At 64.7% G+C, this 12263-nt stretch carries 14 protein-coding genes; 9 read left to right on the forward strand and 5 right to left on the reverse strand.

Going from position 1 to position 12263, the window contains the following annotated elements:
- Positions 1–16: 16 nt before the first annotated feature.
- Genes AC07S4_RS01485 through AC07S4_RS01495 form a run of 3 tightly spaced genes read right to left on the reverse strand, consistent with a single transcriptional unit; the run spans position 17 to position 2710 of the window.
- The gene (locus AC07S4_RS01485) at positions 17–679 is read right to left on the reverse strand and encodes a methionine ABC transporter permease (protein ID WP_228893161.1); all 663 of its coding nucleotides are present in this window, start codon (positions 677–679) and stop codon (positions 17–19) included.
- Positions 672–1517 (reverse strand): methionine ABC transporter ATP-binding protein, encoded by an 846-nt coding sequence (locus AC07S4_RS01490; protein ID WP_494984910.1) that lies wholly within the window; start codon positions 1515–1517, stop codon positions 672–674. The genes AC07S4_RS01485 and AC07S4_RS01490 overlap by 8 nt, the downstream gene beginning before the upstream one ends.
- Positions 1518–1531: 14 nt before the next feature.
- Complete coding sequence (locus AC07S4_RS01495; protein WP_494984911.1) at positions 1532–2710, reverse strand: acyl-CoA dehydrogenase family protein; 1179 nt, start codon at positions 2708–2710, stop codon at positions 1532–1534.
- Between the two features lie 196 nt (positions 2711–2906).
- On the opposite strand from AC07S4_RS01495, the gene ssuE reads away from it, so the two are divergent.
- From ssuE to AC07S4_RS01535, 8 genes are all read left to right on the forward strand, one after another.
- Positions 2907–3557 carry an NADPH-dependent FMN reductase gene (gene ssuE, locus AC07S4_RS01500; protein WP_494984912.1) on the forward strand — a complete coding sequence of 217 codons (651 nt, stop codon included), beginning with the start codon at positions 2907–2909 and terminating at the stop codon, positions 3555–3557.
- 27 nt (positions 3558–3584) lie between these two features.
- Positions 3585–4565, forward strand: a complete 981-nt coding sequence (locus tag AC07S4_RS01505; protein ID WP_494984913.1) for a sulfonate ABC transporter substrate-binding protein — start codon at positions 3585–3587, stop codon at positions 4563–4565.
- 11 nt (positions 4566–4576) lie between these two features.
- Entirely contained in the window at positions 4577–5725 is a 1149-nt protein-coding gene (gene ssuD / locus AC07S4_RS01510) for an FMNH2-dependent alkanesulfonate monooxygenase (protein ID WP_494984914.1), read from the forward strand.
- Between the two features lies 1 nt (position 5726).
- Positions 5727–6536 carry an aliphatic sulfonate ABC transporter permease SsuC gene (gene ssuC / locus AC07S4_RS01515; protein ID WP_494984915.1) on the forward strand — a complete coding sequence of 270 codons (810 nt, stop codon included), beginning with the start codon at positions 5727–5729 and terminating at the stop codon, positions 6534–6536.
- A gap of 11 nt (positions 6537–6547) precedes the next feature.
- Positions 6548–7369, forward strand: coding sequence for an ATP-binding cassette domain-containing protein (locus AC07S4_RS01520; protein WP_494984916.1), 822 nt, complete (start codon positions 6548–6550; stop codon positions 7367–7369).
- A gap of 220 nt (positions 7370–7589) precedes the next feature.
- Complete coding sequence (locus tag AC07S4_RS01525) at positions 7590–8156, forward strand: YceI family protein (protein ID WP_161070717.1); 567 nt, start codon at positions 7590–7592, stop codon at positions 8154–8156.
- 76 nt (positions 8157–8232) lie between these two features.
- Positions 8233–10005: an amidohydrolase gene (locus AC07S4_RS01530; protein ID WP_494984917.1), complete on the forward strand. Its 1773-nt coding sequence runs from the start codon at positions 8233–8235 to the stop codon at positions 10003–10005.
- Positions 10002–10409 (forward strand): DoxX family protein, encoded by a 408-nt coding sequence (locus AC07S4_RS01535; protein WP_494984918.1) that lies wholly within the window; start codon positions 10002–10004, stop codon positions 10407–10409. The genes AC07S4_RS01530 and AC07S4_RS01535 overlap by 4 nt, the downstream gene beginning before the upstream one ends.
- A 30-nt stretch (positions 10410–10439) precedes the next feature.
- Here AC07S4_RS01535 and AC07S4_RS01540 read toward each other — a convergent pair whose 3' ends face one another.
- Both AC07S4_RS01540 and AC07S4_RS01545 read right to left on the reverse strand, forming a co-directional pair.
- Positions 10440–11024, reverse strand: coding sequence for a chromate transporter (locus AC07S4_RS01540; RefSeq protein WP_494984919.1), 585 nt, complete (start codon positions 11022–11024; stop codon positions 10440–10442).
- Entirely contained in the window at positions 11021–11602 is a 582-nt protein-coding gene (locus AC07S4_RS01545) for a chromate transporter (RefSeq protein ID WP_494984920.1), read from the reverse strand. The genes AC07S4_RS01540 and AC07S4_RS01545 overlap by 4 nt, the downstream gene beginning before the upstream one ends.
- Positions 11603–11698: 96 nt before the next feature.
- Here AC07S4_RS01545 and AC07S4_RS01550 point away from each other — a divergent pair, with 96 nt between their 5' ends.
- Positions 11699–11908, forward strand: a complete 210-nt coding sequence (locus tag AC07S4_RS01550) for a hypothetical protein (RefSeq protein WP_494984921.1) — start codon at positions 11699–11701, stop codon at positions 11906–11908.
- Positions 11909–12263: the final 355 nt, after the last annotated feature.

Below are 12263 nucleotides of genomic sequence, written 5' to 3' on the forward strand. Positions count from 1 at the left end.
GATAGTCCTTGTGAAGTTAGCGTTTGTCCAGGCGGCTGGCGATGCGGTTGCCGGTGAACTGGATGGTTTGGACGATGGCGATGAGCACGGCGACGGTGGCGATCATGACGTCGGTCTCGAAGCGGTAGTAGCCGTAGCGGATGGCGAGGTCGCCGATGCCGCCGCCGCCCACCACGCCGGCCACGGCGGAGTAGGACAGGAAGCTGATGGAGAGCACGGTGAGCGCCAGCACCAGGCCGGAGCGGGCTTCCACCAGCAGCACGCGCAGCACGATCTGCAGTTCGGACGCGCCCATGGCGTGCGCCGCTTCAATCACGCCGCGCGGCACTTCGCGCAGCGCCTGTTCGACCATGCGGGCGAAATAGGGGATGGCGGCGATGGACAGCGGCACGGCGGCCGCCAGCGGGCCGATTGAAGTGCCCGCGATAATCCGCGTGAGCGGCACCAGCGCCACCAGCAGGATGATGAAGGGGAAAGAGCGCACGGTGTTGACGATCCAGCCCAGCACCAGGGAGGCAGGCTTGTTCTGCAGCGACTGGCCGTCGGCCACCAGGAATAGCAGCACGCCCAGCGGGCCGCCTATCAGCACGGCGGCGGACAGGCCTATGCCCAGCATGGTCAGCGTCTGGCCCAGCGCGGTCCAGAGCTCGGGCAGCAGGGAGATGAATTTTTCAAGCATGGACGGTCTCCTCGCGGGATGCAGCGGCGGCAGTAGCAGCAGCGGTGGCGGCAGCTGTGGCCGAGGCAGGGCGGAGGCTCGCCAGTTCGCGGCCCAGCGCGGTCTTGCGCACTTCGCCGCCTGTAAGCGCGAATTCCTCGGCGATGGCGCCGTCCTCGATCACGGCCACGCGGTCGCAGATTGCGTCCAGCACGGACAGCTCGTGGCTGACGATGACGATGGTGACGTCCAGCCGCTGGTTGATGTCCTTGAGCGTGGCCAGCAGCGCGCGCGTGGTTTCGGCGTCCAGCGCGGAGGTGGGCTCGTCGCACAGCAGCACGGCAGGCCCGCTGGCCAGCGCACGCGCAATCGCCACGCGCTGCTTCTGCCCGCCGGACAGCTGAGCCGGGTAGCTGTCCGCCTTGCCGCCCAGCTCAACCAGCTCCAGGCAGTCGCGCACGCGCGCGGCGATCTGCTCCTTGCTGCGGCCGCCGTGGATGCGCAGGGGGAAGGCCACGTTGTCGGACACGCTGGCGTTCTGCAGCAGGTTGAATTGCTGGAAGATCATGCCGATGTTCTGCCGCGCCGCTCGCAGCTCGCGCTTGCCGAGGGCGGTCAGCTCGCGGCCGTCGACCGTCACGCTGCCGCTGTCCGGCTGCTCCAGCAGGTTAATCAGGCGCAGCAGGGTGGACTTGCCTGCGCCGCTCTTGCCTATCAGGCCGAATATTTCACCCTCGCGCACTTCCAGCGACACGTTTTTGACGGCGTGGAACTGTCCGCCCTTGGGAAGGGCGAACGTTTTGCTTGCGCCACGGATTTGTATCAGCGGCGCGCGAGGGACTGGTGTGCTTATCGTCATTTAACTACCGTCATTCAGGAATATGCAGTGGGTTCGGGCAGCGTGCCTTGCAGCGCGTAGCGCCCCAGGTCGCGGTATTTGTAATCAATCGGGTCGTGCAGGGTATGCACGCGCACGTTGCGCCAGTAGCGGTCGAAGCCGTACTTGGCCGAGGTGGAACGGGCGCCGGTCAGCTCGAACAGCTGGCTGCTGATCTCAATGCCCGCCTTGTGTGCCAGCACCTTGGCTTCCGCGACGGCCACCGCCAGTTCGCCGCGCGTGCGGGCGCTCACATGCTCGCCCTGGGCAAACACGCGGTCCAGCTCCTGCGCCGCAAAGTCAGCCAGCACTTGCGCGGGCCGCAGCAGCGTCCATAGCTGGCCGTAGCGGTGCTGCACCAGCGGATCGTCGCTGGCCGCCGGCACGCCGGACTGGAACCAGGGCCGCGCTTCGTCGCTGGTGTAGGCGCGCGCCGCTTCGAACGCGCCTTCGCCTATGCCGAGATACAGGTTGGCCATGATGAGCTGCGCCACTTGCGAACGCAGCGTGGCGCGCGGCGTGGGCGCCTGGCCCGGCGCTTGCAGCACCAGCTCGGACGGCAGGCGCACGCCGTTGAAGGAGACGCTGCCGCTGTCGGTCTGGCGCTGGCCGAACGCGTCCCAGTCGGCCTGCACGCGTATGCCTTCCTGGCGCGTGGGCAGCACGGCGATCAGCGCGCTTTGCGTGGGCGCGTGCCAGGCGGACAGCGTGAGCCAGTCCGAACCCACGGAGCCGGAGGCAAAGCTTTTCAGGCCGTTCAGCTCAAAGCCGTTGCGCGCATCAGCCGCCGTGGTGCGCTTGTCCAGCGGGTTAAGCGCATTGCCCCAGAACAGGCGCTGTTCCACGGTCTCGGTCAGCAGGCGGCGCTGCTGCTGGGCGCTGCCGTATAAAAGGATGCCCGCCAGCTGCAGGTGGTGGAAGCCGAAGACGTGGGCCAGTGCGCTGTCGGCGCGCGCCAGGATGCGGATGACCTGATAGACCTTGCTCCAGCTGCCGCCCTGGCCGCCGTATTCGGTGGGGATGGACAGCGTGAGCAGGCCCGAATCGCGTATCCATTCACGTTCTGCGGCGGCGTGGCCGCCTGCGCGGTCGCGCTCAACGGCGTTTCCGGCCAGGCGCGCGGCCAGCGCAGAGGCGACGGCGATGGGGTCTTCGGCGAAGAAGTCTTCGTCCATGATACGAATTCCAGTGATGATGATGCGAACCAGTATCGCACCCGCTTTCCCGCCCCGTACACGAAGAAATACGGCTTTCCATATACGGAAATGTCATGCGCCGAAAATCAGATATCGATGCGTAAAACAATTCGTTCTGCTTTCAGGCGGACGCACTTAATCTGCTGAAAAACCAACACTTATCACGGGGAGAAAAATGAGCATCCTACTTCTTGGCGGCAGTCCTTCCATTCCATCCAGTTCCAGCCGCTTGCTGCTGCACATCGGCGACAAGCTGGCGCTGCATGGGCATACGCTGCAGCGTTTGCATGTCCGCGACTTGCCCGCGCAGGCTTTGCTGCATGCGGATTTTGAGGACGCGGCCATCAAGCGCGCCATCGAGGCGGTCGCTTCCGCGCAGGCCATCGTTATCGCGACGCCGGTGTACAAGGCCGCTTATTCCGGCGTGCTGAAGGCCTTCCTGGACCTGCTGCCGCAGGACGGGCTGGCGGGCAAGGTCGTACTGCCTATCGCCACCGGCGGCACGCAGTCGCACATGCTGGCGCTGGACTACGCGCTGCGCCCAGTGCTGCATGCGCTGGCCGCGCGGCAGGTGCTGACCAGCATATTCGCCACCAGCCAGCAGCTGGTCTGGCATGAGGAAGAAGGCCTCGCGCTGGCGCCGCCTATCGCCAGCCGTGTTGCGGCGGGAGTGGATGAAGTGGTCACGGCCCTGGCGCCGCTGGCCAAGCTGCGCACCAATGCCGTTGCCGCCTCGCCAGCCACGCACGGCGTACACATCACGAACGGCGCCCCGGTGCGTTCGCTGCAGGACTATCCATACACGGCAGCCACCCAGGCCGCGTAAAGAATGAACGCATATGAAGGAAAGCAAATGAATCATCCACTAAACAAGCGCGATGCGCGCCGCCGCACCCTCGGCCTGCTGTTCGCCGGCGCCGCCGGGGTGGCCGCCTCCGCCTTGCCTGGCATCGCCCAGGCGCAGGCCAAGCCGGTGCTGCGCATCGGCTACCAGAAATACGGCACGCTCACGCTGCTGAAAGGGCGCGGCACGCTGGAGAAGCGCCTGGCGGCCAAAGGCATCGACGTGAAATGGACCGAGTTCCCGGCCGGCCCCGTGCTGCTGGAAGGCCTGAACGTGGGCAGCATCGACTTCGGCACGGTAGGCGAAGCGCCGCCGATTTTCGCGCAGGCCGCCGGCGCCAATCTGGTTTATATCGGCAATGAGCCGCCGTCGCCTGCCAGCGAGGCGATCGTGGTGCCCAAGGACTCCAAGGTGCGGAATCTGGCCGAACTGAAAGGCAAGAAGATCGCCCTGAACAAGGGTTCGAATGTGCACTTTCTGCTGGTGAAGGCGCTGGAAAAAGCCGGCCTGGCCTACAAGGATGTGGAAGTGGTGTTCCTGCCGCCGGCCGACGCCCGCGCCGCCTTCGAGCGCGGCAGCGTGGACGCCTGGGCGATCTGGGACCCCTTCCTGGCTGCGGCCGAGAAGCAGCTGGGCGCGCGCGTGCTGGTGGACGGGCAGGGCCTGGTGGCGAACCACCAGTTCTACCTGGCGGCGCGGCCGTATGCCGAGAAGAATCCGGAGATCGTCCGCATCGTGATCGAGGAGCTGGCCAAGGTGGACGAGTGGGGCCTGAAGAACCAGAAGGAAGTGGCCGCCATCCTGGCCGGGCAGACCGGCCTGGATACGGGCGTGGTGGAACTGGCCGCGTCGCGCTACGCCTACGGGGTGAAGCATGTCACGCCGGAAGTGATCGCCGCGCAGCAGAAGGTGGCGGATGCGTTCGCGGGCCTGAAACTGATCCCCAAGCCGATCGCGGTCAAGGATGCGCTGCTGGCGTTTAAGCTCTAAGAGGAATTGTAATGTCGTTGAATATTTTCTGGTTCATTCCCACCCATGGCGACAGCCGCTACCTTGGCACCTCCAAGGGCGCGCGCACGGTCGATGCGGATTATTTGCAGCAGGTGGCCGTGGCGGCCGATACGCTGGGCTACGACGGCGTGCTGCTGCCGACCGGCCGTTCCTGCGAGGACGCGTGGGTGGTGGCCTCGTCGCTGATCAATGTGACGAAAAAGCTGAAGTTCCTGGTGGCGGTGCGTCCCGGCCTGTCCACTCCCGGCCTGGCGGTGCGCATGGCGTCCACCTTCGACCGCTTGTCGAATGGCCGCCTGCTGATCAATGTCGTTACCGGCGGCGACCAGGGCGAGCTGGAAGCGGACGGCCTGTTCGCCGACCACGCCAAGCGCTACGAAATCTCCGACGAGTTTATCCGCGTGTGGCGCGCTTCGCTGTCCGGCGAGGGCGGCGAGGCGGGCTATGATTTCGAGGGCAAGCATATCCAGGTGAAGGGCGCACGCACGCTGTACCCGCCGGTGCAGAAGCCTTATCCGCCGCTGTACTTCGGCGGCTCGTCCGAACCGGCGCACGAGCTGGCGGCGGAGCAGATGGATGTCTACCTGACCTGGGGCGAACCTCCCGCCGCCGTGGCGGAGAAGATCGCGGACATCCGCGCCCGCGCCGCCAAACATGGCCGCACGGTGCGCTTCGGCATCCGCCTGCACGTGATTGTGCGCGAGACCAACGAGGCGGCATGGCGCGCGGCCGAAGAACTGATCAGCCACCTGGACGATGAGGTCATCGCCAAGGCGCAGGCGGCGTTCGGCAAGATGGATTCAGTGGGCCAGCGCCGCATGGCCGAGCTGCACGGCGGCCGGCGCGACAAGCTGGAAGTGTCGCCCAATCTGTGGGCCGGCGTGGGCCTGGTGCGCGGCGGTGCGGGCACGGCGCTGGTGGGCGACGCGGAGACGGTGCATGCGCGCATCCAGGAGTATGCGGACCTTGGCATCGAGACCTTTATCTTCTCCGGCTATCCGCACCTGGAAGAATCGTACCGCTTCGCCGAACTGGTGTTCCCGCTGCTGGGCAAGGGCAAGGCCGCCACCGAGCAGTCGCTGAGCGGCCCGTTCGGCGAGATCATGGCCAGCAATATCGTGCCGAAGAAGGCGGCCTGACATGGCGGCCGCCAATACCGGAGCAAAGCAGGCGCGCGGCAGCGTATTTCCCTCGTCCTTCGCCTCGTCCCTGGCGCCGTGGATACTGCCGGCGGCGCTGCTGCTGCTGTGGGAAGTGTCGGCGCGCGCGGGATGGCTGTCCACGCGCGTGCTGCCGGAACCCTTGTCCGTGGCGCAGGCCTTCTGGACGCTGGCCGCGTCCGGCGAGCTGTGGACCCACCTGGGCACCAGCTTGTGGCGCGCGGGCAGCGGCTTTGCCGTGGGCGCAGGCGCGGGGCTGGCCCTGGGCCTGCTGACCGGCAGCTTCCGCCGTGCCGAAGCCCTGCTCGACACCACGCTGCAGATGATACGCAACATCCCCGCGCTGGCGCTGATACCGCTGGTGATACTGTGGTTCGGCATCGACGAAACGGCCAAGCTGTTCCTGCTGGCGGTGGGCGTGTTCTTCCCGGTGTACCTGAACACCTTCCACGGCATCCGCTCCACCGACCCCGGCCTGATAGAAATGGCGCGCAGCTACGGCGTGTCCGGCTGGCCGCTGTACCGCGACGTGATACTGCCCGGCGCGCTGCCGTCCATCCTGGTGGGCGTGCGCTTCTCGCTCGGCCTGGTGTGGGTGCTGCTGATCGTGGCGGAGACCATCTCGGCGCAAGCCGGCATCGGCTACATGACCATGAACGCGCGCGAGTTCCTGCAAACGGACGTGGTGCTGGTCGGCATACTGCTTTACGCCTTGCTAGGCAAACTGGCCGACCTGGCCTCGCGCGCGATGGAGAAGCATTTCCTGCGCTGGAATCCCGCATACCGTTGAAAAGGAGCGCCATGCTGCTCGCACCCACTTATTTTGAATCCGACCTGATTACGGACGCCCCGGCGCAGGAGCCGTCGTCCCGCCACGCCGACGCCGCACCGCTGGCGCGCGGCGCGCCCGAACGGCAAGGCGTCCCTGTCAGCATCTCCGCGCTGCGCAAGTCCTACGGCGCGCGCGAAGTGCTGCGGGGGATAGACCTGCAGCTGAAGGCGGGCGAGTTCGTGGCCATCGTCGGCCGCAGCGGCTGCGGCAAGAGCACCTTGCTGCGCGCGCTGGCTGGACTGGAGCAGGCCGACAGCGGCAGCATCGCCATGGGCGGGGGCAAGGCCGATCTGCGCATCATGTTCCAGGAAGCGCGCCTGCTGCCGTGGAAGCCGGTGCTGGAGAATGTGGCGCTGGGCTTGCCGCATGCGCTCAATGCCGCCGCCGCCGCGCTGTCCACCGTGGGCCTGGGCGAGCGCGCCGATGACTGGCCGGCCGCGCTGTCCGGCGGCCAGAAGCAGCGCGTGGCCCTGGCGCGCGCGCTGGTGCACCAGCCGCAGGTGCTGCTGCTGGACGAGCCCCTGGGCGCGCTCGACGCGCTCACCCGCATCGAGATGCAGCAGCTGATCGAGTCGCTGTGGCTGTCGCGCGGCTTCACCGCCGTGCTGGTGACGCACGATGTGACCGAGGCCGTGGCCCTGGCCGACCGCGTGCTGCTGATAGAGGACGGCGCCATCGCGCTGGACCTCGCCATCGATCTCCCCCGTCCCCGCGCCGCCGCGCGTGGCACGCCTGGTTTTGCCGCGCTCGAACAGCGCATCCTCTCCCACGTGCTGCGCGCGCACGCCTGAGCAGGGCATGCTACCTTTGGCAGATAGGCGCTTTGCGCGCCTGTCTGTACACTGCGCTCATGAATTGCTTCAGTCCTGTGGTTATAATCGATTTTTTCGATAGTAAACCGGTATATTTTCCGTTTTACAATCGATTTGCGCCAGCGCATAATCGCCGTCAATCACAAAGATAACGGGCATTTCGTCCGTCCTGATAATCATTATTGACTGGAGTCTTACTATGAAAAAAATCGTTGCTCTGCTGATCGCCGCTGGTATCTCGATGGCTGCCACCGCCGCCCCGGAAACCTACGTTATCGACGGCACCCACACCTTCCCACGCTTTGAGTACTCGCACTTCGGCTACTCGAACCAGGTGAGCCGCTTCGACAAAACCGAAGGCAAGATCGTGATCGACAAAGCCGCGAAATCGGGTTCCGTGGACGTGACCATTGATGCCAAGTCGGTCAACACCGGCTTCCCGGTCTTCAACAACCACATCCAGGGCGAAGACTTCTTTGACACCGCCAAGTTCCCAACCATCACCTACAAGTCGACCAAGCTGAACTTCGCTGGCGACAAGCTGGCATCGGTGGACGGCAACCTGACCATCAAAGGCGTTACCAAGCCAGTCACCCTGACCGTGACCTCGTTCCAGTGCATGCCGCACCCAATGCTGAAGAAAGACGCTTGCGGCGCCAACGCCGTAGCCAAAGTACTGCGTTCGGAATTCGGCGCCGGCAAATACGCTCCTTACGTGGGCGACGAAGTAACCCTGACCTTCGCTGTTGAAGCCGTCAAGGAATAAGCAGTAAGCAATATGCAGTAAAGCAGTGCCGGCCGGCCGCCATTTTGATGTGCCCTATCAATTTAAGGACTACAACATGAATCCGGTATTCACCAGGCTGGTACTGCCTGCGGCTTTGTCCGCAGCGTTCCTCACGCCGGCCTACGCGGCCGACCTCATCATCACCAACGGCAAAGTGGCCACCATGGTCAAAGAGGGCAGCTTTGCCCAGGCCGTGGCGATGAAAGACGGCAAAATCGAAGCCGTCGGCAGCAATGCCCAGATCCTCAAACTCAAGCAAGCCAACACCCAGGTGATCGACGCCGGCGGCCGCACCGTCATTCCCGGCCTGAACGACTCCCACCTGCACGTCATCCGCGAAGGCCTGAACTACAACGCCGAGCTGCGCTGGGACGGCGTGACCTCGCTGAAAAAAGCGATGGAAATGCTGAAGGAGCAGGCCGCGCGCACGCCGGAAGGCGCCTGGATCAAGGTGGTGGGCGGCTGGAACGAGTTCCAGTTCGAGGAAAAGCGTTTGCCCACGCTGGAGGAAATCAACGCCGCCGTGCCGGACAAGCCGGTCTTCCTGCTGTATCTGTACGGCCTGGGCTTCCTGAACCAGAAGGGCATCCAGACCCTGGGCTATAACAAGGACACCAAATTCAAGGACGGCGTGGTGGAGCTGGACGCGGAAGGCAAGCCGACCGGCAAGCTGATCGCCAAGCCGAACGCGCTGATCCTGTACACCACGCTGGCCAAGACCAATGTGCTGCCGCGCGAGCAGCAGCTGAACTCCACGCTGCACTATTACCGCGAGCTGAACCGCCTGGGCGTGACCAGCGCCATCGACGCGGGCGGCGGCGGCCAGAACTTCCCGGACGACTACGGCGTGAGCGTCGAGCTGGCCAAGGACGGCAAGCTGACCGTGCGCACGTCCTACTACCTGTTCGCGCAGAAGCCGGGCACGGAGCTTGAAGACTACCAGCGCTGGCTCACGCTGACCAAGCCGGACAGCAACCAGCATATGTTCTACGCCAACGGCTACACCACCGAGGGCGCGGGCGAGAACCTGGTCTGGAGCGCGGCGGACTTCGAAAACTTCCTGGAGCCGCGTCCGGACATGCCGGCCCATATGGAAGGCGAGCTGGAGGCCGTGCTGCGCCTGCTGGTGAAGAACCGCTGGCCGTTCCGCATCCACGCCACCTATGGCGAATCGATCGACCGCGACCTGGCGGTGATCGAGAAGGTCAACAAGGACATGCCGCTGAAAGGCCTGCGCTGGTTCTTCGACCACGCGGAAACCATCAGCGACGCGCAGCTGCTGCGCGTGAAAGCGCTGGGCGGCGGCATCGCCGTGCAGGACCGCATGCACTTCCAGGGCGAGCACTACTGGAAGCAGTACGGCGCGCAGACGCGCCAGATGCCGCCTATCCGCAAGATGCTGCAGATGAAGCTGCCGGTCGGACTGGGCACGGACGGCACGCGCGTTAGCAGCTACGGCCCGTGGCCGTCGGTGTACTGGGCGGTGACGGGCAAGACCGCAGGCGGCTTGAGCTTGTGGCAGCCCAAGGACATCCTGAGCCGCTACGAAGCGCTCAAGCTGATGACCGTGGGCAGCGCCTGGATGAGCGGCGAGGAAAAGCTGAAGGGCACGCTGGCCAAGGGGCAGTACGCCGACCTGGTGATCCTGCCGCAGGATTATTTCAGCATGCCGGTCGAGCAGATCAAGAACCTGGAAAGCGCGCTGACCGTGGTGAACGGCAAGGTGGTGTATGCGGGCAAGGAATTCGGCCAGTATGCGCAGCCGCTGCCGGACATCGCGCCTGACTGGAGCCCGGTCAAGCACTACGGCGGGTACCAGAACAAATGACGGGACTGCGCAAACTGGTGGGACCGTTTACGCCGGACCTGGGCATGCTGTTCGCCCGGGTCACCGGAGCGGCGCTGCTGCTGCATGTGCATGGCATACCGAAGATAGTGCATTACCAGGAAGAGCTGGCGCATATCGACGATCCGCTGGGCATGGGGCGCGCGCTGACCTTGTGGTGCGCGCTGTTTGCCGAGGTGTTCTGTCCGGTGCTGATTGCGCTCGGGCTGTTCACGCGGCTGGCGGCCTTGCCGGTGGTGTTTCTGCTGGCCGTGTCCATGGTGCTGGTGCATCCGGACTGGAGCATTGCGGAAGGGCAGTTCGGCTGGCTGCTGGTGATCGTGTTCGGCACCATCGCCTTGTCCGGCGCGGGGCGGTATTCGGTGGACGCACGTCTGGCGGGTTAGCGGCGCAGCCGCGTAATCCGCCAAGCGCTGCTAAACCAGCTGGAACCAGCCCAGCGCCGCCCCCGCCGCCAGCAGCCACAGCAAATGCAGCCGCGTGCGCCAGATCACCAGGCCGGCGGCTGCGGCCAGCGCCCACAGCGGCCAGTCCTTGGCCGTCTGCGCATTGGCGGTGGCCAGGATAATGCCGGTGGACACCAGCAAGCCCACCACCACCGGCGCCATCCCTTGCTTGAAAGCCCGCACGCCGCGCCGTTCGCGGTTGCGGTGCAGCCATTGCGAGGCCAGATAGGTCAGCGTGGTGCTCGGCAGCATGATGCCGCTCATGGTCACCACCACGCCCATCACGGCGGCAAACCAGCTGCCCGCGTTCAGGCCCACATTCCATCCCATCAGCGCCACAAACAGCACATTCGGTCCCGGGGCGGCCTGTGCAATCGCCACCGCGTCGTTGAACTGCGCCGGCGTGAGCCAGTGGTGCTGCTCGACCAGGTAGCGGTGCATCTCGGCCGTGGTGGAAATGGCGCCGCCTATCGACATCAGCGACAGCAGCATGTAGTGGCCGAACAAGCTGACCCAGTCGCTCAGGCTCAGCACGATATGGATGGGAGGGTTCATGTATTCAGCCTGCGGTAAGTGAGCACGCAGCACAGTCCGCCTATGCCCAGCAGCACATAGGCCAGCGGAACGCGCAGGAAGGCCACCAGGGCCACGGCGAGCACGGCGGCCGGTACGCTCCAGGACAGCGGCAAAGGGTGCTTGCGCAGCGTTGTGAGCAGCTTGAGGCCGGTTGCCGCTATCATGCCGGCGGACACCGCCGCCATGCCGCGCAGCGCGCCCTGCACGCCGGGATGGTCGGCGAAATGGGCGTGCAGCACGGCCAGCATCACCACCACCAGCAGCGGCAGCGTCAGCATGCCGGCCAGGGCCGCCATGGCGCCGCGCAGGCCGAAGTAGCGCGCGCCTATCACCAGCGACAGGTTGACCACATTGGGGCCGGGCATCACCTGCGCCACCGCCCATTCCTCGAGAAATTCTTCCTGCGTCAGCCAGCGCTTGCGCTCGACCATCTCGCGCTGGACCACGGCCAGCACGCCGCCGAAGCCTTGCAGGGCGAGAAAAGTGAAGGACAGAAACAGGTCGGTCAGCGACGCCGGGCGGGGGCGATCTGGAGGGATGTCGTTGCTGGATATCATCCTGCCATTATCCTTGACTTTGGGATTTATTGTTCGATACTCCTTTCACCGGGCCTTGCCGGCCCGCCCGACCTGTGAAGGATGATGATGGATGCAATGACACTTCCAGCCCAGTTTGCAGAACTGGCCCCGCCTCAGCAGCGCTCGGATGAGCGCTCAAGCGTGATCGTCGACAAGGGCATTGCAGTGCAACGCTGCTTCAGCACCTTGTGCGCGATCGAGTATCTCAAGTCCAACAATGTCGGCCCCGACGTCATCGAACGTGTGCTGCTGCACCCGGATCTGCGCCGAAAATTCTCCCATTAAGCCCTAATTTCTCCCATTTTTCCCGGTGCCGCATAACTGCCGCGCCGGGCGCACTTATGCACAAAAAATGATAATAAGAAAATGCGGAAATTTTTTTTGACAGCGCCAGCCATCCACTTCCAAGTGCTTGATTTGTAAGGAGATAAAATCTGCCTTCTGAACGGGCAGTTTGTAGAAAAGCCCATAGATACGGGCTGTATGGGCTGTCAAGTGGCCCTTATCCACAAAGATATCCACATTCGCTGTGGATATCGGAAAAAGCGCTTGAGAATCCGCCACTTAGCGCATGGCGGCGGCCGGATGCCGGGGTTTACGCGGCACGTTGCAGGAAGTTCGGGGGAAGATAACTACTGTA

The sequence above is a fragment of the Pseudoduganella sp. GW821-FHT05F09 genome, from assembly GCF_059419605.1.

Bases quoted from the DNA above. Each gene is read 5' to 3' on its own strand.
- AC07S4_RS01485 (WP_228893161.1), bottom strand. From the start codon at position 679: ATGCTTGAAAAATTCATCTCCCTGCTGCCCGAGCTCTGGACCGCGCTG.
- AC07S4_RS01490 (WP_494984910.1), bottom strand. From the start codon at position 1,517: ATGACGATAAGCACACCAGTCCCTCGCGCGCCGCTGATACAAATCCGT.
- AC07S4_RS01495 (WP_494984911.1), bottom strand. From the start codon at position 2,710: ATGGACGAAGACTTCTTCGCCGAAGACCCCATCGCCGTCGCCTCTGCG.
- ssuE (WP_494984912.1), top strand. From the start codon at position 2,907: ATGAGCATCCTACTTCTTGGCGGCAGTCCTTCCATTCCATCCAGTTCC.
- AC07S4_RS01505 (WP_494984913.1), top strand. From the start codon at position 3,585: ATGAATCATCCACTAAACAAGCGCGATGCGCGCCGCCGCACCCTCGGC.
- ssuD (WP_494984914.1), top strand. From the start codon at position 4,577: ATGTCGTTGAATATTTTCTGGTTCATTCCCACCCATGGCGACAGCCGC.
- ssuC (WP_494984915.1), top strand. From the start codon at position 5,727: ATGGCGGCCGCCAATACCGGAGCAAAGCAGGCGCGCGGCAGCGTATTT.
- AC07S4_RS01520 (WP_494984916.1), top strand. From the start codon at position 6,548: ATGCTGCTCGCACCCACTTATTTTGAATCCGACCTGATTACGGACGCC.
- AC07S4_RS01525 (WP_161070717.1), top strand. From the start codon at position 7,590: ATGAAAAAAATCGTTGCTCTGCTGATCGCCGCTGGTATCTCGATGGCT.
- AC07S4_RS01530 (WP_494984917.1), top strand. From the start codon at position 8,233: ATGAATCCGGTATTCACCAGGCTGGTACTGCCTGCGGCTTTGTCCGCA.
- AC07S4_RS01535 (WP_494984918.1), top strand. From the start codon at position 10,002: ATGACGGGACTGCGCAAACTGGTGGGACCGTTTACGCCGGACCTGGGC.
- AC07S4_RS01540 (WP_494984919.1), bottom strand. From the start codon at position 11,024: ATGAACCCTCCCATCCATATCGTGCTGAGCCTGAGCGACTGGGTCAGC.
- AC07S4_RS01545 (WP_494984920.1), bottom strand. From the start codon at position 11,602: ATGATATCCAGCAACGACATCCCTCCAGATCGCCCCCGCCCGGCGTCG.
- AC07S4_RS01550 (WP_494984921.1), top strand. From the start codon at position 11,699: ATGACACTTCCAGCCCAGTTTGCAGAACTGGCCCCGCCTCAGCAGCGC.